Source organism: Corynebacterium sp. MSK218 (assembly GCF_030232655.1).
Lineage (GTDB): Bacteria > Actinomycetota > Actinomycetes > Mycobacteriales > Mycobacteriaceae > Corynebacterium.
Genome location: NZ_JASPGN010000009.1, coordinates 98,186 through 117,839, shown reverse-complemented (window position 1 = coordinate 117,839; position 19,654 = coordinate 98,186). Strand labels below are relative to the sequence as shown.

The window sequence follows — 19,654 nt, the reverse complement described above, 5'->3', positions numbered from 1 at the left end:
CCATGACCCCCGAGCAAATCCGCACTCTCCGCGGCCCATTGCTCGTCCGCACCGCCGGCGAGCAATCCTCAACCTTTGACCAGCGCCTCCTGCAGTCCGGCGCGGATCACGAGTGGCAGCATGCAGATCCCTGGCGCGTCTTGCGCATCCAGGGCGAGTTTGTCGATGGTTTCGACGCCCTGGCTAAGCTCCCGAAAGCTGTCACCGTCTTTGGATCGGCGCGTTCGCGCGAGGAAGATCCGATCTACCAACTTGGTGTTAGCGTCGGCAAGCGCCTAGCAGAGGCCCAGTACGCCGTCATCACCGGCGGTGGCCCCGGCATCATGGAAGCGGCCAACCGCGGCGCCCACGAAGCTGGTGGGCTTTCGGTGGGCTTGGGCATCGAGTTGCCCCACGAGCAGGGCCTGAACCCGTACGTCGACTTGGGCTTGAACTTCCGCTACTTCTTCGCGCGCAAGACCATGTTCCTCAAATACTCCCAGGCCTTCATCTGCCTGCCCGGCGGGATGGGCACGATGGATGAATTCTTCGAGGTCATGTGCATGGTGCAGACCGGCAAGGTGACCAACTATCCCATTGTGCTTATGGGCACCGACTACTGGTCCGGCCTGGTGGAGTGGATGAAGAACACGCTGGCGGATGGAGGTTTCATCAGTCCGGAGGACCTCGACCTATTCCTCGTGACCGACGATCCGGATGAGGCGCTGGCCCACATCGTGGCGGCACACAAGGTGATGTCGGATAAGCGCATCCGGGAGCAGGAGGGCAAGTGAGCCCCCACCATGGTCTGGCCCAGGTCATGGCAATTGTGAACCGCACGCCGGATTCCTTCTATGACAAGGGCGCTACCTTTGAGCTGGACCCCGCAGTGGAGCGAGGGGAGCAGGCGCTTGCCGACGGCGCCTCCATCATCGACATCGGCGGCGTCAAGGCCGGGCCGGGTGAACATGTCGACGCCACCGAGGAAATCGAGCGCGTCGTGCCTACCATCGCGGAGTTGCATCGCCGCCACCCGGAGGCGCTGATTTCGGTAGACACGTGGCGCGCAGAGGTGGCCGAAGCCGCGATTGCGGCCGGAGCTGGTCTGGTCAACGACACGTGGGCTGGGTGGGACCCGGAGCTCATCGAGGTCGCCGGGGAGAAGAAGGTGGGCTACGTGTGCTCGCATACTGGTGGTGTGACACCGCGTACCCGCCCGCACCGCGTGCACTTCGATGATGTCGTAGCGGACGTTATCTCAGAAACCACGCGCCTGGCCGAGCGCGCCGCAGACCTCGGGTGCCCCGAGGAGCTGACCTTCATCGACCCCACGCATGACTTTGGCAAGAACACCTTTCACGGACTGGAGCTGCTGCGCCGCATCGACGAGCTCGTAGCAACCGGATGGCCAGTGCTCATGGCCTTGTCCAACAAGGACTTTGTAGGGGAGACCCTTAACCGCGCCGTGAACCAACGAGTGGCGGGCACGCTGGCGGCGACGGCCTGGTCGGCCGCGCGTGGTGTGGCGGCTTTCCGCGTACACGAAGTGGCGCCGACTCTCGACGTCATCCGCATGACTGCTGCCATCCAGGGCGAGATGCAGCCCCTGGCGACAACCCGCGGGTTGGCATGAAGGTTTCCGTCGTTATCCCCGCGCTCAACGAGGAGCGCACCGTGGCGCACGTCGTGCGCGCGTGCCGGGCAGATGAACCCCACGAGGTGCTCGTCATCGACGCAGACTCGAGCGATGACACTGCGGCTGAGGCTAGGGCTGCGGGTGCACAGGTGCTCAACTGGCGGGAAATCCTGTCTGAGGAGCCCCGACCAGGCAAGGGCGAATCCCTCTGGCGCGGCGTGGCGGCAGCGGAGGGCGACATTGTCGTGTTTATCGATGCCGACCTCGAGTCCGCTGCTCCCGGTATGGTTTCTGCGCTTACCGAGCCATTCATCGATCCGCACATCCAGATGGTCAAGGCACGCTATCAGCGCAGCTTTGAGGGAAAGCCCACTGGCGGCGGGCGCGTGACCGAGCTAACCGCCAAGCCGCTGCTGCGGCAGTTCTTCCCAGAGCTCGCACACATTGACCAACCACTCGGCGGCGAATACGCCTTAAGGCGCGCGGCCGCCATGGAGCTGCCGTTCGTGGAAGGGTACGGGGTGGAAGCGGGGCTGCTGGTGGACGTCGCCAAGCGCTATGGCCCCTATGCCCTCGCCGAGGTGGACCTGGGCACTCGCGCGCACCGCAACCGTCCGCTGGGGGAGCTGGCGCCCATGGCGGATGTGGTGGCGCGCACAATCCTTTCGCGCGACGGTGTCATTGGGCCGGTGCCGCAGCGTCCGCCACTGGTGGGTAGGATTTAGCGCATGATGTCCTGGATCTTGCTCATCGTTGTCCTCATTGCGCTCATCATCATCGGTTCGTGGGCGTGGGGCAGCATTGTCGGCCGCGGCACCGTTATGGATACTCCAGACGAAGCCGTCGATGTTGACGCCGAAAATCTTCGCGCCCTGGAGGAGGGCCGCTTCGATGACCTGCGCTTTGACGTGGTTCCGCGTGGCTACCGCCAAGACCAGGTGGACGCGCTCCTTGCTGCTGTGGAACGTCGTCTGACTACTCCGGAAGGCTCGTCTGCTGTGCCGGCTGGCGCGACCGCGCCGCGTGAGCCTGAAAAAGGGCTAGACTAGAAGGACGTTATAACAATAGTCGAAGGAGACTCACTATGGCAGCGATGAAGCCACGTACTACTGGTGGAGAGATGGAAGCAGTAGAGGAGTCCCGCAAGATCGTCATGCGCATTCCTTCTGACGGGGGTGGACGTATCGTCATCGAGCTCAGCAAAGAGGAAGCAGCGCAGCTGGGTTCACTCCTCGTCGCAGTTTCTAGCTAGTCTAGGAACATGCTTTCACATATCGTCGATATTCTGGCCGATCCCGCCGATGGCAGCGCCCTGCAGTGCGCGGATGATTGTTCCCGCCTCGTCTCGGAGACCGGCCATTCCTATGATGTGGCCAAGCAGGGCTATGTCACGCTGGCGGCCGGTGCTGGACTGAAGCACCAGGGTGATGATGCCTCCATGGTGACAGCGCGTGAAACCTACCTAGCCATGGGTCACTTTGCGCCCTTCGTGGAGGCAGTAACCGGCGCTGTGCAGGATTCCCTGGAGACCCAGGACGAGGCCAACCATGCCGCGGGTCTGGACGAACATACCGCTCCCACTCTCCTCGAGGTGGGTGCCGGAACTGGTTACTATCTAGCCCATACCCTGGACTCCATTGAAGGCGCACGGGGAGTCGGGCTCGACATTTCCACGCATGCTGCCAAGCATTTGGCCAAGTCCCATGAGCGCGTCGGCGCCGTGGTAGCGGATGTGTGGGAGCGCCTGCCTATTCGCGATCACTCGATTCACGCCATCTCCGTGGTCTTTGCCCCGCGTAACCCGGCGGAATTCCAGCGAGTCCTAGCTCCCGGCGGCGAGGTTATCGTGCTGACCCCGCAGGCAGGCCACCTGGATGAGCTGCGCGAGCCGCTTGGCATCCTAGGCGTGGAAGAGGGAAAGGTGGAGCGCCTCTACGCCCAGGCAGAGGGCTTCCTTGAGCAGGCCGCTGAGCCCGTGGATATTTCTTTCCCTATTATCTTGGACAAGGCGTCCATTGCAGCCCAGGTGGGCATGAGCCCGTCGGCGCGCCACATTAGTCCGGAGGAGCTGGCAGAGCGCATGGCCGCCCTGCCGCAGTCCCTGACCGTGACGGCGCATGCGCGCCTGGACCGGCTGCGTTCGGCGTCCTAGACGCCGAGCGAGCGAATCACATTAAGAGCGCTTGGAACCCTTGCGGTTCCAGGACTGCTCAATAACGGCCTCACCGTCCGTGTCTACTTCGATGGCGGAGCAGCCGCCCTCGAAGTAGACGCGGGAGCTCATGGCAACGAGGCCACCGTCGACGAAGACCTCCACGCTCGCACCATCCTGAATGATAGTGAGCGTGTCGGAGTCTCCCTCCGCCAGCGGGGCCACGGCAGGAGCGGAATCCTTGAAGTAGTGATCGAAGGCCTTGGACATCGAGCGGTCCAGGCTGATCTCATCCCCAGTGTGGCGAATAACGGCGGCTGGGTCACCGGAGCCATCACGCAGCGTCACAGTAACGCTGGAATTCTCCGGAACCTCAAGCACGCCGGTCCAGGACTGTGCATAGTCAGACAGCTTCACCGCATCTGGCAAGCCCTGCGCAGGGGTCTGGTAGAGCACACCGCCCTGCAGAGTCACCGCGCGCGGCAGCGAGAGGCTGTTTGCCCAGCCTTCAGCCTCCCACGTTGGGTGCTTGGAGGCATCATCACCGCGGCCATTGCCGTTGAGCAGTCCCAGAATGACCGCGCGGTCGTAGCGGCATTCCTGGGCAATCGTGCCCGTAGTGGTGTTGGTATTGCGCGGACGGGAGAAATCGTGGCCGAAGTCCACGCGCTGGAATCCCTTGGCCACGGTGAACTCGGTGCCATCGAGGCGGCCAACGATGTAGCCGGACACGTCACGGCCGGCGCGCTCCAAGGTGACGAAGAGGACGTCGTAGATCTCTCCGTCGACTTCATCGCGCAGGCGAACCAGGCGTGGCGAGACCACCGGCGGGATGGGGGAGGTTGCCGGAACCTCGCCCTCATTAAACCCTGGGTCACCGTTGAAACTCAGCTTGCCCAGAACCGACCATGACTCACCATTAGGGCTCTCGAGGATAACCGGGACTGGGGCATCAGCATCACCGGTCAGGGCCAGCATGAGCCAACCATCGTGGCCCTCCTCGCGGTCCTCTTTGGCCCAGTCCGGTACCACCGACGGCGAGCGGAAGCGGTCGAAGTCAGTGTGTGCTCCTACCGCCTCGCCGAAGCGGACCACGTCCGGGTCCAAGGCAGTCGGGGCGTCAGAGACGATGCATTCGTCGGCGTAGTCGGTATAGCGCGCCAAACGCACGCTGGTGCCCACTGACGTTACGGACGTGAAGTACAGGTTGAGAGCATCCTGACCTTCCGCCACGGAGCCGGCGCGCAGGGACAGCTCGCCGCCGACGGGGGCTAGGACATCATCGCAGTCCAGCCACGCAAACGGCGTTTCCTCGGAGAAGGTGTGCCCCCAGCGGGCCGGCTGGCCAGGCTCGGGGCGGTATTGGTGGAACAAGTGCCACGTATCGCCATCGCGAACAATGCCCGCAGGGGCATCGAGGATACCGCTATCGGGGACGAAATGAATTTCTGGTCGGTGTTGTTGTTGGGGTTGCGTCACGGCAGTCCTTCCTACATCAACGAGCGGTAAATGTCCACGGTCTGCTGCGCGATGGTGGCCCAAGAGAACTCACGAATAGCGCGCTCGCGGCCCGCGGTTCCAAAGCGTTGTGCCAGCTCAGCGTCCGCAGCCACGCGGTTGACCGCAGCCGCAATATCGGCCTCAAACGCGGCTTCATCGGCAGCGTCAAAGTGCACGAGTACACCGGTCTCGCCGTCGACGACGACCTCCGGGATGCCGCCAACATCAGAAGCCACGACGGCCGTGCCGCAGGCCATAGCCTCGAGGTTGACAATGCCCAGCGGCTCATAAATGGAGGGACACACGAACACATCTGCACCGGAGTAGACCTGCTTGATCTCTTCGCGGGAGAGCATCTCCTTGACCCAGAACACACCATCGCGCTGTGCACGTAGCTCTTCGACGAGCGCCTCGGTCTCTGCGGCAATCTCCGGGGTATCCGGGGCGCCTGCACACAGCACGAGCTGGATATCCTCATCGAAACTCTGCGCGGCCTTAAGGAGGTGTTTTACGCCCTTCTGTCGGGTGATGCGGCCCACGAAGGCGGCGATGGGGCGCTGCTTATCGACGCCCAACTTGTCCAGCACCGGCGCCTCACCCGGCTGCCAGATGTCAGTGTCGATGCCGTTGAGGACGACGTGGACCTTGTCGGCGGCAATACGCGGGTAGACCTCCAGGATGGAATCTTTCATTCCGGCTGAAACCGCGATGACCGCATCGGCGTATTCCATGGCATTCTTCTCTGACCAAGAGGAGATTTCATAGCCTCCGCCGAGCTGTTCGCGCTTCCACGGGCGGTGCGGCTCCAAGGAGTGTGCGGTGACAACGTGCGGGATGCCATACAGGCGGCCGGCGAGGTGGCCACCTAAGCTGGTGTACCACGTGTGGGAATGGGCGACGTCAATGTCGGAAGCAGCGTTAGCCATGCGCAGTCCCGTGGACAGGGTCTGAAGCGCAGCGTTTGCCTCAGTGTCCTTCAGCTCGGGGTCGACTCCATGCACAAAGACGTCCTCTTCATCGCGTGGGGACCCCATGCAGTGAACAGAAACGTCAATGATGTCACGCATAAATCGGGTCAGCTCCGCAACGTGAACACCCGCTCCGCCGTAGATTTCCGGCGGGTACTCCTTAGAAAAAATTCCGGCTCTCATACCTGCCCAGAATACGGATCTTCCCCCGCGCGCGCAGAAGGTCAGCGGAAGGGCAGTAGTAGGGCAGACGTGAGTCTGCGCGGCCCCGATGTCGGGGGTGAAAACCTGCATCTTTTCCCTGCAGAATGTGGAAAAACTCGTTAGATTGGGTGACGTGAGAAGCCTTCCTAACGTCCTTGCCATTGTCCTCGCCGGCGGCGAGGGAAAGCGCCTCTTCCCCCTGACTGAAGACCGCGCTAAGCCCGCCGTTCCGTTTGGCGGTTCCTACCGCCTCATTGACTTCGTGTTGTCTAACCTCGTCAACGCCGGTTTCTTGAAGATTGCTGTGCTGACTCAGTACAAGTCCCACTCCCTGGACCGCCATATCTCCCAGGCGTGGAACTTGTCGGGTCCGACACCGCAGTTCATCGCCTCCGTCCCCGCGCAGCAGCGCCGTGGTAAGCGCTGGTACAACGGTTCGGCCGATGCCATCGTGCAGTCATTGAACCTCATCTATGACGAGAAGCCCGATTACGTCATTGTCTTCGGTGCAGACCACGTCTACCGCATGGACCCGGCACAGATGGTGGAGGAGCACATCGCTACGGGTCTGGACTGCTCTGTTGCAGGTATTCGCGTTCCACGTTCGGAAGCTACCGCCTTCGGCTGCATCCAGGCAGACGGCATGGGCACCATCACGTCCTTCGTAGAAAAGCCAGCCGATCCGCCGGCTACTCCGGATGACCCGAACATGACTTATGCGTCGATGGGCAACTACGTCTTCACCACTGGGGCTCTCATTGAGGCTCTCCTGCAGGATGAGAAGAATGAGGAATCGGCCCACGATATGGGTGGTGACATCATCCCGTACTTCGTGGAGCGCCAGCAGGCTCACGTCTATGACTTCATGTCCAATGAGGTCCCCGGCTCCACGGAGCGCGACCATGGTTACTGGCGTGATGTCGGTACCATCGATTCCTTCTATGAGGCGCACATGGACATGATTTCCGTGCACCCCATTTTCAATCTGTACAACCGCTCGTGGCCTATTCACTCCACGGATGATTCCAACTTCCCGCCGGCCAAGTTCGTGCAGAACGGTATTGCCCAGTCCTCGATGGTGGCCCCTGGCTGCATCGTCTCCGGCGGTACTGTGCGCAACTCGGTGCTGGCTTCCGACGTTCACGTGGCCGACGGCGCAACGGTCGAAGGTTCCGTCATTCTCCCCGGCGTCCGCATCGGCCGCGGTGCCGTGGTACGCCGCGCCATCTTGGACAAGAACGTCGTTGTGAGCGACGGCGCCATTATCGGTGTGGACCGTGAGCGCGATGAGCAGCGCTTCAAGGTCTCCGATGGCGGCGTGGTCGTCGTGGGCAAGAACGAGAAGGTTTAAGTCAGTCCACACCACGGCCCCAGATCGGAGCCAGCCCCCCGACTAAGGCTAGAGGGAGGGCGCAAGGACAACAATCCCGGCCTCTTCACCCCACGCAAGGGGGAGGAGAGCCGGGATATTTATTCGCCTGGGTGAACTAGAGCTTGGTCACGAGGGTGAGCCCCGCACCATAAGGAAGGCGCGTGACGGCCGCGCCTTCGAGGGAACGCGCAATTTCGTCGGCCTCACGGGCAGCGGCGGTGTCGCGGTCAGTGCGCGAGCTATCAGCCACTGTGCCATCCAGCAGCGAGTTCGCGAGCACCAACGTGCCGTGCTGGTGTAGGAGCGGCCAGGCGGCCTTCACCAGTGCGGGCATATCGAGGGCAGGGACCTCGGCGTAGATGACCTGGTAGGTGTCGTTGGCCAAACGCCCCATGATGTCGAGCGGACGTGAGGGCAGGAAGCGCCCGCGGCTGGAGGAGTAACCGGCATCGCGGAAGGTCTGCTTTGCACTCGCTTGGTGCTCAGCCTCTGGATCAATGCAGGTGAGAATGCCGTTGCTCGACATTCCGGCGAGAAGGTAGAGGCCCACCACCGAGGCCGCCGGGGTAATCGCTACCGCCTGGGGGCGCGACGTCGTTCCAGAGGAGACTGCCGCCAGGGTGCTCAGTAGCTGTCCGGTGGATTCATCCGGAACCGGCAGTCCGTACTCCTCTGCGTGGGCGCGGGCGCTGGTGAGCGCTTCCGATACCTCGCTGGTGGATTCGATGAAAGATCGCAGTGCGTCGTAAGCCGTAGTAGTCACAGTGAAAACCATAGTGAAAGGACCGGGGCTGTGGGACAAGAATCGCGCAGGATGCAGTGCCTTATGTGACGCGAGTAGCGCATGAAACCCGTGGTATGGATTCACAGGGTGCTCACAGTACTGTGGCTGGAGTTTCCGTGCTGTCTATAGAAAGATGATCGTCATGACGAAAAAGCAGCGCGAGAACGTACCCTCTCTCAGCTCCGACGAACAGGTCAGCAACCTCGAAGAACATGCCGCTGACACTGAAGAGCTCACGGGTACTGCCGCGTTTGATGCCGGTAAGGCTGACATGCCCTCGTGGGGCGAGCTGGTGGCCGAGCATGCTGATGGTGTCTACCGCTTGGCGTACCGCCTCTCCGGTAACCAGCACGATGCCGAGGACCTCACGCAGGAAACCTTCATGCGCGTCTTCCGCTCTCTGGACAAGTATCAGGCCGGTACGTTCCAGGGCTGGTTGCACCGCATCACCACCAACCTCTTCCTCGATATGGTGCGCCACCGCTCCAAGATTCGCATGGAGGCCCTGCCGGAGGATTACGAACGAGTGCCTGGTACCGACATGACCCCGGAGCAGGCTTACTCGGTAGCCAACTTGGACCCGGCGCTGCAGTCGGCCTTGGATAACCTGGCTCCGGACTTCCGTGTTGCCGTGGTTCTCTGTGATGTCGTGGGCATGAGCTACGACGAGATTGCCGAAACCCTTGGCGTCAAGATGGGTACTGTGCGCTCCCGTATCCACCGTGGTCGTTCTCAGCTGCGTGCCGCACTGGAGAAGGAGGCACAGACCAACGCGGACACCCGCAGCCTCCTGCGTACGCGCTAAAGCTAGATTGGGCCAACAACTAGCCCCCTCGGTAGAGGGAGCGGCCCGAGGATTGAGAACGAAAGGAGAACGTTTCGTGGAGTCGTTAAATGGCAAGTCCCACGAGCGTTCCCGTTCCTTGCCTGGCATCTTTACGGAGGCACAGGCTAAGGTCCGTGACAAAGCAAAGGCCCGCGCGCAGCGCGCAGACACCATCGGGCATTTGGGCCCGGAAGCCATCGTGGCCTTCGTGGATGGGGAAATGCCCGCCAAGTATGCGCACCGCGTCCGCGTCCACCTCGTGCACTGCGCCGAGTGCCGCGCCGAAATTCACCATCAGCGCAACGCCTCCGAGTGGGTACGCGAATGCAGCGTGGAATCGCACGTGAAAGCACCGGAATCCCTCATGGCCAAACTGGCAGGTATTGCTCACCAGGGAGCAGGTCCGGGACCTGATGCTGAGGAACCTGCCTGCCAACCACGCCAGGATTTCCTGGACAAGGTGGAGATGGTGATGCGCGCCATTAAACACAATCAGCGCGGCTGAGCTGCGGGAGTGCTCCTACTCTGCGAGCGCGGCATGCTCGTCCCAGATCCTGCCGGCAAAGTGGTTAAGATAGTTTCGTGTTTTCCTCAATCGGTTGGCTGGAGATCATCACCATTGTTCTCCTCGGCCTCGTCATCATTGGCCCGGAGCGCCTTCCCGGCGTGATTATGGACGTGCGTGCGGCCATCTACGCAGCGCGCAAGGCCATTAACAATGCCAAAGCGGAGCTCAATGGTGAGATGAACGGATTGGGTGCGGAATTCGATGACCTCCGAGTGCCACTCGGGCAGGCGATGGAATGGACGCGCCTGGGCCCGCGTGGCGTTATCACAAAGGCGCTTTTCGACGGCGACGATTCCGCCTGGGATGATTTCAACCCCAAGAAGATGGCTGAGGACATCAAACACAGCACGGACCCCGCTCAAAGGGACATGCCGTCCCCTGCGGCCCAGACCGGACAGGCGCCACAGCAGACCGGTGGGCCACAGCAGACCGGTGGGCCACAGCCGGCGGCACAGCCTCGGCAGGAGCAGCAGGCACCGCAGCCAGGCCGGCCGACGTTCGATTATTCCCAGGTGTACGCCGACCCCAACGCCAGCTCCCCTGAGAAAGAGCAACCCCCGCGCGGCGGGAATGCATCCACCGGCGGGGGCAGCGTCTCCTGGGAAGACGTCACGTAAGCGTGACGTACTAGTTTTTACGGGTTACACCGAGGCCAAGCTTCTTACCCACGAGGGAATCCGAGCGCACGGCGATGGAGTCTGCCACCGAGTTGATGGCCTGGGTGGCGGGGGACTGTGGCGCCGTGATAACGATGGGCGTTCCCTCGTCGCCAGCAGCACGTAGGGCGGGGTCCAGTGGGATGGAGGCCATGAGCGAAACCTCGTGGCCCAATAGGACGCTGAGGCGCTCGGCGACGACCTGCCCGCCGCCCTCACCGAAAATGTCCATGGTGGAGCCATCCGGCATGACCATCGCACCCATGTTCTCAATGACGCCAGCTACGCGCTGGCGCGTCTGCTGGGAAATGGAACCGGCACGCTCGGCAACCTCAGCGGCTGCGGCTTGCGGGGTAGTGACGATGAGTAGCTCGGCATTCGGAATGAGCTGCGCTACCGACAGGGCCACGTCACCGGTGCCCGGCGGGAGGTCGAGGAGGAGCACATCTAGGTCGCCCCAGAAGACATCCGCGAGGAACTGCTGGAGTGCGCGGTGCAGCATGGGGCCGCGCCAGACGACGGGAGCATTACCCTCCACGAACTGACCAATGGAAATGTGCTTGATGCCGTGGGAGATGGGGGGAAGCAGCATTTCGTCGTCAAGCACGGTGGGGCCCGCAGTGGAGCCGAGCAGGCTGGGCACAGAGTGGCCATAAATATCTGCGTCCACGATGCCGACCTTGAGGCCCTTCTCCACGAGAGCAGCTGCCAGATTCACCGTGACGGAGGACTTGCCCACACCGCCCTTGCCGGATGCTACGGCGAATACGCGCGTGGTGGACTCCGGTTTGGCGAAAGGAATCTCCGGCTCGGCCTGCCCACCGCGTAGCTTCTGCTTGAGCTCCTTGCGTTGCTCATCGCTCATCGGCGTCATGGAGATGGAAATCTCGCCCACGCCATCGAGTTCCGCCACGGCGGCGCGGGTGTTGGATTCGATGGTGCTCTTCATCGGGCAGCCGGCGATGGTGAGATACAGCTCGATGTCCACATCCGCCCCGTTGACAGTCACGGACTTCACCATGCCGAGCTCAGTGATGGGACGGCCGATTTCAGGGTCGTCGACGCGCTCAAGCGCGGAACGAACAGCAGATTCAGTAATTGCGCTAGTCATAACTCGCACCAGTCTAGTCATCCTCCATTGAGGAGAGCCACACCGCATGAGGGCTACGGGGTGTGTAAGATTCAGCCAGACGCTGCAGCTAAGCGCTGTGGCCCGTTAGTTGTGACATGTTGTGCTTGATGCCCTGCGCCTTGTCCGGTCAAGAAGAAAGAATGCGCCAGATTTTGATGTCCCGCCTTGCTGCACCTTCCCGAACCTTCTCCCGCGTTGTTGGGGTGGCCATGGTGGGGATCGTGGGGGCGTCGATAAGCGCGTGCTCCGAGTATGAACCCAAACCGGACCCGCAACCTTTTGCGTCCTCGCCCATCACCATCATGATTGACCCGACGTCCCACAAGCAGCGCGTGCTAGCGGAAATCTACCGCCAGACCCTGCTCGACGAAGGACGTGCAGTCACCGTGTCCCAGGACCCTATGGTGGTGCGGCGCGGCACTGGACACACAGGTGGGGTGAGCCGCACCGGCAACTTCTTTGTTGGCTGCACGGGTGAGTTTTTGAACGCCTTCAACCCAGCGGAGGCCCGCGCGATATCAAAGGATTACGTGGCCGCCCAGGATGAGGGCACAAAAGACGTAGATTTCTTGGAGCGTGCACACATCGCGCTCATGGCGTCGATGCCGCCGGAGCTGTCCGTGGTAGAACCCGCCGGTGCACAAGGCTGCCCGAACGCCAAGCCGGAGCTGCCGCAGAATTACGTCGTGGTCTACCAAGATGGCCTGTTCAACCGCGACGAGAAGCTCGAAGTCGCCTCCTTCACCAAGTTCCTTACCGCGCAGGACCTCGACGAGGTAGTGCAGGACGTGAAGGACTCCGACGACTTTGAGGCAGTCGTGCGTGCCTGGATGGAGGCCAACCTCCAGCAGAACCTCAACGAGGAAGGGGACTCCAACTCTTCCGGCGGTTCCGATTTGGTCCACGAGGAATCCTAGAAGAGACAGGCATAAGGGGTGAAGCTCCAGGCATCTGAGCGATGTCCCAGGACTGTATAAAACGCCGATGGGCACGCCCTGCTTGGCGACGTCTCACCGAACCGCCCGTTCCTTCAGTGCAGAAACGGATCAGTTTCTCACAGGGTGGGTGGTTCAGGAAAATTTATAATTCCCATGAGGTAGGTAGTTTTTCTTAGAAATCCCAGATAAAAGCCTGTTTTCCTTGAGATTTTCTGTGACGGCGGGTAATATCCAAGGTGATCATCTGGCTTTTTCCTGTCTATTCTCAAGAGGATTTGTGAAGCAATGTCTTGATAAGTCACAGCGACTATCGGGTTGCCCAATGTTGGGTGAGGCAGGGTACTGCATTTGAAAGGACCTAAGGAATGAATGCACCACGAAGTGGCTCCGCCCGTCGGCGCTCTTCCCGTAAAGGGGTAGCAGCTCTTTCTGCTATTACGCTCGCACTGAGCGGCCTCAGTATCACCTCTTTTAATACGGTGGTCCCTGACGCTACTGCCGCGGAGTTCTCTGGGGGTATCCGCGACAAGTCGGGAGCGGTGGAGCAGGATGCCCAGAAAGCCTCCGACCTGCCGGCCGGTTCGTGTGTTGTCTCGGAGAACGCTCCGCAGGGTAGCCAGGCTGGTTTCAGCTGGAAAACCTTGGAGCCGAGCGCGAGCAGCCCCGACAAAACCCGGTGGGGTTTGAGCGTCGCCTTTGATAATTCGAAGGACCGCACGTTCGCTGATTGGAGCTTTACCAGCGGAGGTAGGATGGGCACGTACCTCGATGCAGCTCAAATTCCCGCCACGGATGCTGGTCAAACCTTTGTTGACAAGGTAGTTACCCACAAGGCCGACGAAATCCTCGGTATTACTGCTTCTGGCCCACAGCGAAACCTGAACCTCTATGCGGAACTGACCGATGCGAAAGTCAAGCAGTTCGCTGAGGCCACTGCCGCTAACCCGGTTCGTTACGCCTGGCAGGGCAACTATAAGCAGGAGAATCCCGACCCAAAGGTTAGGGCCACCCAGGGAGGCAACGCAAACTTTACAGCCGTCGTAAACCCGTGGCCGAGCGAGAACATCGAATGTAATCCGATCTCGGTATCGTGGGAGAACCGAGAAAAGCTGGTGATCAGGCCGGGCGAAGAGCTCAAGGTCGGCAAGATTAACGTTCCAGCGATTAAAGACGGGGGCGTGGATGATTCCCTGTCCCGCATGGTTGTGGAGGCCTACGACGCCCAGGGTAGCTTCATCGGAACGAGCGACACCGCTGCTTCCGGTGGCGGCACGTCGAGCCTGCGTATCGATCAGACTACCGGCGATATCTTCTACACCATGCCGGAGTACAAGGGCACGAAGCTGAGTCAACAGCAGGGCATGCGGTTTAGCGTATTAGCAAAGCCGCGTTCTGTGGAGCAGCTTCAAGCTGCCGCTGAGAAGAATAACGGCGAAGGCAGTGCTTTTGATAGCTCTAATTCGCTTTCTCGCTACAATAAGGCCAACGTAGTGAGCAACTATCAGTGGAGCTTCGATGACACCCAGTTCCACGATCCGGAGTATTCTCCGGTCCAGCAATCAGTGACCTCTGGCGTTGATAAGACTTCGAATACAGTTGTCACTGGGCCCCAAACTCTTACCTATAAGCAAGTTGGTGACAAGATTGCTGACCTAGTGAGAAGACGTGAGGACGGCGGCGTCGAAGCCGAGGTGAAGCTTGATAAGCGCTACGTTTATAGGGGTTGGGACGCCGAGCTAGATCCAAACACCTATGACGTCACGGTCACGACCCCAGCCAATCCGATGCCGGGCACGTTCGCTCAGCCCCGTATTATCGTCACCTATTCCAATGGCTCGCAAGATATTATTCCGCTGCTCGCTGTCATCGACCCGAACGATACTCAGGTTACGGAATTAGCTGTCAGGGGAACGGTTGAGGGCCCAGCAGGTAAGGAACTTGTTTCCGAGCTTGATTTAAAGCCCAGCTTTGAGGGATACGACCCAGTCTGGCCCAAGTCTTTTGATGTTGACCCTACGTCCGTTCCGGAAGGATGGAAAGTAACGGTCGATGATGACGGAACTGTGAAGGTCAAGGCGACGTCGCCGGAAGCTGCTGCGAACAACACCAAGATTTTGCCGAGGGTTATCGCTACCTACCCAGATGGGACGACCGATACCGTTGAAGTTCCCTTCCAGATCGTCAATGCGATCAAGGTTCCGGACTACACCGCGGAATCCGGCCACGTAAATGAAACGGTTACGCTTCAGCCAACCTTGCCGGAGATTGGCTTGGGCGGTCGCGCCGATGACGAGAAGCCCAATCGCTATACCTTCCCCGACGGTAATTTGGAGTACAAGTATGGTGACTGGACAGTCACTATTGACGAAAAGACTGGTGAGCTGACGTCGACGATTCCGGAAACAGCTATACCTGGCGCGCGACTAACCATCCCAGTGAAGGCTTACTACGCTACGGGCGCTACCCCACAGGTGGTGACCGGCACCATCAACGTTATTGGTGATGGCACCGGCAAGGACTTCGCTTTCTACCCTGCGCAGGTGACTAAGGCAGGGGAGAAGGTGACTTCGGATATCGATACGATGTTGTCCGATCCGAAGCTCGCTAAGTACAAGTTGCCTGATAACTTGCCGCAGGACTGGAAATTCGACATTGATGAGAAGGGTACGGTTACCGCAACCCCGGATGTGACTGTGCAGAACGGAACGACTGTCACCGTTCCGGTAGAAGTAACCTACCCAGACGGTTCCACCGCTACCGTTCCGGCAGAGTTTACGGTCATCGATGCCTACGCGCGTACGAATGATCCCTTGTATCCGACAGTTACGGGCCGACCAGGCGACTTGGCGGTCAGCCAGGTTGACCGCACTAACATGCACGAAGCTTCTGAACCGAAATTCTCCATCATTACGGATCCGAATGATCCGGACTATATTGCGCCTCCGCGTAATTTGAAGTGGGAAGACGTAAAGATTGACCCGGATACGGGTGTGATCTCTACCCCGATTAGCAAGCGAGCGCTTCCTGGTAGTTCCGCGGATATTCCTGTTCGTGTCACCTATAAGGACGGCTCGTCTGATAAGACCATCGCCACCGTCGTCGTTGTGGCAGAGATGCGTCAGGTTTACGAGGCACAGTACATGCTGCAGACCACGACGCCGGGTGGCGTGATTACGTCTGACATCACGGACGAATCAAAGATTCCCGAGCGCGACCTAGCTAAAGATCCGTCGCAGCGCTACAAGGTGCCTTCCGACGTCGATGGTTGGAAGGTCAGCGTCGACGAAAACGGTGTCGTCACCGCTACCGCACCGAAGGACGCTCGACCTGGTGACGGTGTGAATGTCCCTGTTACCGTCAAGTACCTCGACGGTTCCACCGACACGGTCTATGCACCGTTTAATGTCAAGGGGAACCAGAAGGACATCAACAAGCCTACTTACCCGGTCGAATCCACCAAGCCGGGCACCGAGGTGAAGCGTCCTGTCACGCGTGACGGTGCACCGGAAGGCACGACCTTCTCCTTTGGTATGGACGGCGACAAGCCGAAAACTGAGGACACCGTTGATGGATGGACCTACAAGATCAATCCGGAAACCGGTGAAGTTTCCGTAACCCCGCCTGCTGACTCTAAGCCGGGTGACAAGCACGTACACAACGTCACGGTGACGTACCCCGATGGTTCGACCGACGAGACTCCAGTTACCACTGTGGTGAACTTGACTCAGAACTTCGAGGTTGATCCGACCTATCCACCAGAGACTACGTTCCCAGGCGAGACGGTTACTTCTCCGCTCACTATTGAGCTGCCTGAAGGTATTACCGTGGCGGAGGATCAGCCATACAAGATCACTCCGGCTGATGGCTACACTGCAACCGGGGATAAAAACGAGTTTGGTAATCCGACGTACACGGTCGCGACGGCCAACGGCAATTGGCTGGTCGGTCTGGATGACAAGGGCAACGTAATTGCTACTGCACCTAAGACCGCGAAGCCGGGTGACTCTATCAAGGTTCCGGTCACGGTTACCTACTCCGATGGTTCCACCGATCGGATTTATGCACCGATCAACATCCAGGATGCCCCGACGCGCGAGGTGCCGTTTGATGTTGAGTACAAGTTCGATGACACCGTCCCGCAGGGTACCTACAAGGTCGAAACCGAAGGTGTTCCAGGCACAGAGGTACAGGACCGAAAGGGCAAGTGGTCGCAGACCAAGGCTCCGGTCAATGAGGTCGTCGTCATTGGTACCAAGCCCGCAAAGGCTACCGATGAAATGACCTGGACCATGGCTACTGGTTTCGATACCATCATGCGTCCGAACCCGGCACTCAAGCCAGGCGAGGTGAAGGTTGTTCAGGAGGGCGAAGCTGGTGAACGCACCATCACTGCGAAGTTCGACGCTACCCTGGAACCGGGCGGTGTCCCGACGGTGAAGACCACGTCTGATACCGTGACCAAGGACCCGAAGCCCCGCATCGTGGAGTACGGCCCGCGCCTTGCGGATCAGGAACTGACTTTCATCGAGAAGAACCGCGTTCCGTTCGAGACTGAGGTTAAGTACGACCCGAACCTGGAGGCTGGCAAGCAGGTCATTGACAAGAAGGGCGAAGAAGGCGAAGAGACCGTTACGACTAAGCAGAAGCTTGTCGACGGAATGCCTTCCGGTGAAGCAGAAGTCACCAAGGAGCAGACTAAGGCTCCGGTCAAGCAGATCATTCGCGTTGGCGGCAAGACCACTGGTACGAACACCGAGACCTTCAAGACGGAAGCCCCGTTCAAGGTCGTCGTCAAGTATGACCCGAACATGCCTGCTGGTGAGTCCAAGGTGACGACGCCAGGTGTTCCGGGTGAGAAGACGGTGACGATCAAGCGCAACATCACCAACTCGAACCCAGATGGGGAGCCGACGGTCTCTGAAAAGATTACGAAGCAGCCTGTCGACGAGGTCATCACCGTTGGTACCAAGCAGGCCACTGCGACCGATACGGTCGAGTGGAAGGAGCCGATTCCATTCGGCACGACTCTGCGTCCGAACCCTGACCTCGCTCCGGGTGAGACTAGGGTGGTTCAGGAAGGCAAGAACGGCGAGGCTTCCTATGCTGCAGTCTTTACCGGCACCAACGGTGAAGCACAGGTTAAGGAAGTCAAGGCCCGCACTGAACCTGTCGAGCGCATCGTCGAGTATGGTCCGAAGTCTGCGGACACCTCTGTCGTGACGAAGACTGAGAAGTCGGTGCCGTTCGAGACGAAGATTACCGCGGACCCGAACTTGGAGGCAGGCAAGCAGGTCGTCGACAAGCAGGGCGAACTCGGTACCGAGGTTGTGACCTCGACTCAGAAGATCAAGGACGGCAAGCCGGATGGCGATCCGACCGTGACCACTGAGCGCACCAAGGAGCCGGTTGCAGCTGAAATTCGTGTGGGCACTAAGACTGAGGGCACGTACACCACCGAGTCCGAGGTTGCCGTTCCTTTCGAGACCGATATTCAATTCGACGGCACGCTGCCGGCAGGTACCCAGAAGACCGTCCAAGAGGGCAAGCCGGGTAAGGACAAGGTCACGACGACGCAGACCATCGTGAACTCGAACGTTGTCGGTACCAAGACTGAAACTGAGCGCATTGCAGAGCCGGTCAAGAAGATCATCAAGGTCGGCACCAAGGGTGATACCACCTCCAAGACCGTGGAGTGGACCGAGAGCACCCCATTCGAGGTCGAGGTTCGCGAGAACCCGGATCTCAAGGCTGGTGAGACCAAGGTTGTTCAGGAAGGCAAGCCGGGCGAGGTCAAGCACACCGTTACGGTGACCTCCGATAATGGCGAGATTTCCACCAAGGATGACACCGAGGAGATCAGCAAGCCGACCAAGCAGATCATCGAGGTCGGTACTGCGCCGACTCAGACCGAGCTGACGGATAAGCACACCGAGCAGACTCCGTATGAGACCCTCATTGAGACTGACCCGAACCTTGAGGCCGGAAAGGTTGTAGAGGACCAGGCCGGTTCCTTCGGTGAGAAGGAAGTCACCAAGGTTTGGAAGCTCAAGGACGGCAAGGTCGTCGGTGACCCAGAAACCACTGAGGACGTCACCAAGGAGCCGACCCCGCGCAAGCTGCGCATCGGTACCAAGGCCGTCACGGAGACCTCTAAGGTCACCACGACGGAGAAGGTTACCGAGACCAGCAACACCACCACGACGGTGACGGAGAAGGAGCCGGCTCCGGAGATTGAACGCTCCTTCTACGGTGTTGAGCTGGTTAAGCCAGGCCAGTCTGAGTCGCAGGACGTGAAGAAGCACACGGATGGCAACACCTATGAGGTGCGGTCGGACGTGGATGGCTGGACCGTCTCCGTTGATGAGAACGGCCGAGTGACGGCAACCGCACCGTCGACGGCGAAGTCTGGCGACTACATCGAGGTTCCGGTAACGGTGACCCCGAAGGGCGGCAAGCCGTACGAGACGAACGCTGTCTTCATCGTGAAGGAAGACGAGCCGATCGCTCCGGAGCCGAATGACCCGGAGATCATTCAGGCACCGACCTACAACCCGGATGTCATCAAGGCTGGTGACACCAAGACGGTTGGCATCAACTACGGCCACGCCGAGGGCAACACGTACGAGTTGGGTGAGGTGCCGGATGGCTGGACCGTAACCATTGATGAAACCACAGGTGAGCTGACGGTTATTCCGCCGGCTTATACCCCGAGCGGCACCATCAAGGAGATACCGGTCAAGGTCACCACGAAGGACGGCGACGTCTTTAACGTGAAGACCGTCATCGGCGTTATCAGCGACAACTGTGGTTGCGAGCCGGTTGAGCCAAATGAGCCAACCGACGAGCCGGAGCAACCGAAGCCGTCTGACGACCCGAAGGATCCGGAGCCACAGCCGTCGGAAACTGAGGATCCGTCTAAGCCGAGCCCGACCGATGAGA

General features: G+C 60.0%; 16 protein-coding genes. 12 read left to right on the top strand and 4 right to left on the bottom strand.

The genetic code is table 11. The features are described from left to right. The first annotated feature begins 2 nt into the window (after positions 1-2). Genes QP922_RS08915 through QP922_RS08890 form a run of 6 tightly spaced genes read left to right on the top strand, consistent with a single transcriptional unit; the run spans position 3 to position 3,767 of the window. Positions 3-773 carry an LOG family protein gene (locus QP922_RS08915; RefSeq protein WP_284809007.1) on the top strand — a complete coding sequence of 257 codons (771 nt, stop codon included), beginning with the start codon at positions 3-5 and terminating at the stop codon, positions 771-773. Between the two features lie 26 nt (positions 774-799). Continuing rightward, the gene (gene folP / locus QP922_RS08910) at positions 800-1,612 is read left to right on the top strand and encodes a dihydropteroate synthase (protein ID WP_284809050.1); all 813 of its coding nucleotides are present in this window, start codon (positions 800-802) and stop codon (positions 1,610-1,612) included. After that, on the top strand, positions 1,609-2,340 hold the full coding sequence (locus QP922_RS08905) for a glucosyl-3-phosphoglycerate synthase (RefSeq protein WP_284809006.1): 732 nt from the start codon (positions 1,609-1,611) through the stop codon (positions 2,338-2,340). Before folP ends, QP922_RS08905 begins: the two co-directional genes overlap by 4 nt. A gap of 3 nt (positions 2,341-2,343) precedes the next feature. Next, complete coding sequence (locus QP922_RS08900; protein WP_284809004.1) at positions 2,344-2,664, top strand: DivIVA domain-containing protein; 321 nt, start codon at positions 2,344-2,346, stop codon at positions 2,662-2,664. A 35-nt stretch (positions 2,665-2,699) separates the two neighbouring features. Beyond that, positions 2,700-2,867, top strand: coding sequence for a DUF3117 domain-containing protein (locus QP922_RS08895; protein WP_070671838.1), 168 nt, complete (start codon positions 2,700-2,702; stop codon positions 2,865-2,867). Positions 2,868-2,876: 9 nt separating this feature from the next. Next, on the top strand, positions 2,877-3,767 hold the full coding sequence (locus tag QP922_RS08890; RefSeq protein ID WP_284809002.1) for a methyltransferase domain-containing protein: 891 nt from the start codon (positions 2,877-2,879) through the stop codon (positions 3,765-3,767). Positions 3,768-3,788: 21 nt separating this feature from the next. On the opposite strand, the gene QP922_RS08885 is transcribed toward QP922_RS08890, so the two are convergent. Both QP922_RS08885 and glgA read right to left on the bottom strand, forming a co-directional pair. Beyond that, entirely contained in the window at positions 3,789-5,246 is a 1,458-nt protein-coding gene (locus QP922_RS08885) for a GH32 C-terminal domain-containing protein (protein WP_284809000.1), read from the bottom strand. A gap of 11 nt (positions 5,247-5,257) precedes the next feature. Continuing rightward, positions 5,258-6,418, bottom strand: coding sequence for a glycogen synthase (glgA, locus tag QP922_RS08880; protein WP_284808999.1), 1,161 nt, complete (start codon positions 6,416-6,418; stop codon positions 5,258-5,260). A 154-nt stretch (positions 6,419-6,572) separates the two neighbouring features. On the opposite strand from glgA, the gene glgC reads away from it, so the two are divergent. Beyond that, the gene (gene glgC / locus QP922_RS08875; RefSeq protein WP_284808998.1) at positions 6,573-7,790 is read left to right on the top strand and encodes a glucose-1-phosphate adenylyltransferase; all 1,218 of its coding nucleotides are present in this window, start codon (positions 6,573-6,575) and stop codon (positions 7,788-7,790) included. Positions 7,791-7,926: 136 nt separating this feature from the next. Here glgC and QP922_RS08870 read toward each other — a convergent pair whose 3' ends face one another. Beyond that, entirely contained in the window at positions 7,927-8,574 is a 648-nt protein-coding gene (locus QP922_RS08870) for an O-methyltransferase (protein WP_502869598.1), read from the bottom strand. Positions 8,575-8,737: 163 nt separating this feature from the next. Between QP922_RS08870 and sigE the strand changes: the two genes are divergently transcribed. The 3 genes from sigE (at position 8,738) to QP922_RS08855 (ending at position 10,606) form a co-directional block, all read left to right on the top strand. Continuing rightward, positions 8,738-9,400, top strand: a complete 663-nt coding sequence (gene sigE / locus QP922_RS08865) for an RNA polymerase sigma factor SigE (RefSeq protein WP_284808995.1) — start codon at positions 8,738-8,740, stop codon at positions 9,398-9,400. 76 nt (positions 9,401-9,476) lie between these two features. After that, positions 9,477-9,926, top strand: a complete 450-nt coding sequence (locus tag QP922_RS08860) for an anti-sigma factor family protein (protein ID WP_284808992.1) — start codon at positions 9,477-9,479, stop codon at positions 9,924-9,926. A 77-nt stretch (positions 9,927-10,003) separates the two neighbouring features. Further along, a complete protein-coding gene (locus QP922_RS08855; RefSeq protein ID WP_284808990.1) occupies positions 10,004-10,606 on the top strand; it encodes a twin-arginine translocase TatA/TatE family subunit in 603 nt (200 codons plus the stop codon). Between the two features lie 10 nt (positions 10,607-10,616). Here the strand turns inward: QP922_RS08855 and QP922_RS08850 are convergent, their stop codons facing one another. After that, positions 10,617-11,756: an Mrp/NBP35 family ATP-binding protein gene (locus QP922_RS08850; RefSeq protein WP_284808988.1), complete on the bottom strand. Its 1,140-nt coding sequence runs from the start codon at positions 11,754-11,756 to the stop codon at positions 10,617-10,619. Between the two features lie 161 nt (positions 11,757-11,917). Between QP922_RS08850 and QP922_RS08845 the strand changes: the two genes are divergently transcribed. Together QP922_RS08845 and QP922_RS08840 are read left to right on the top strand one after the other, a co-directional pair. Next, positions 11,918-12,694 carry a hypothetical protein gene (locus QP922_RS08845; RefSeq protein WP_284808987.1) on the top strand — a complete coding sequence of 259 codons (777 nt, stop codon included), beginning with the start codon at positions 11,918-11,920 and terminating at the stop codon, positions 12,692-12,694. Positions 12,695-13,080: 386 nt separating this feature from the next. After that, on the top strand, positions 13,081-19,654 hold a 6,574-nt coding region (locus QP922_RS08840; protein WP_284808985.1), incomplete at its 3' end, for a G5 domain-containing protein.

Coding starts and splice junctions, on each gene's coding strand:
- QP922_RS08915 (WP_284809007.1), top strand. CDS start 3: ATGACCCCCGAGCAAATCCGCACTCTCCGCGGCCCATTGCTCGTCCGC.
- folP (WP_284809050.1), top strand. CDS start 800: ATGGCAATTGTGAACCGCACGCCGGATTCCTTCTATGACAAGGGCGCT.
- QP922_RS08905 (WP_284809006.1), top strand. CDS start 1,609: ATGAAGGTTTCCGTCGTTATCCCCGCGCTCAACGAGGAGCGCACCGTG.
- QP922_RS08900 (WP_284809004.1), top strand. CDS start 2,344: ATGATGTCCTGGATCTTGCTCATCGTTGTCCTCATTGCGCTCATCATC.
- QP922_RS08895 (WP_070671838.1), top strand. CDS start 2,700: ATGGCAGCGATGAAGCCACGTACTACTGGTGGAGAGATGGAAGCAGTA.
- QP922_RS08890 (WP_284809002.1), top strand. CDS start 2,877: ATGCTTTCACATATCGTCGATATTCTGGCCGATCCCGCCGATGGCAGC.
- glgA (WP_284808999.1), bottom strand. CDS start 6,418: ATGAGAGCCGGAATTTTTTCTAAGGAGTACCCGCCGGAAATCTACGGC.
- sigE (WP_284808995.1), top strand. CDS start 8,738: ATGACGAAAAAGCAGCGCGAGAACGTACCCTCTCTCAGCTCCGACGAA.
- QP922_RS08850 (WP_284808988.1), bottom strand. CDS start 11,756: ATGACTAGCGCAATTACTGAATCTGCTGTTCGTTCCGCGCTTGAGCGC.
- QP922_RS08845 (WP_284808987.1), top strand. CDS start 11,918: ATGCGCCAGATTTTGATGTCCCGCCTTGCTGCACCTTCCCGAACCTTC.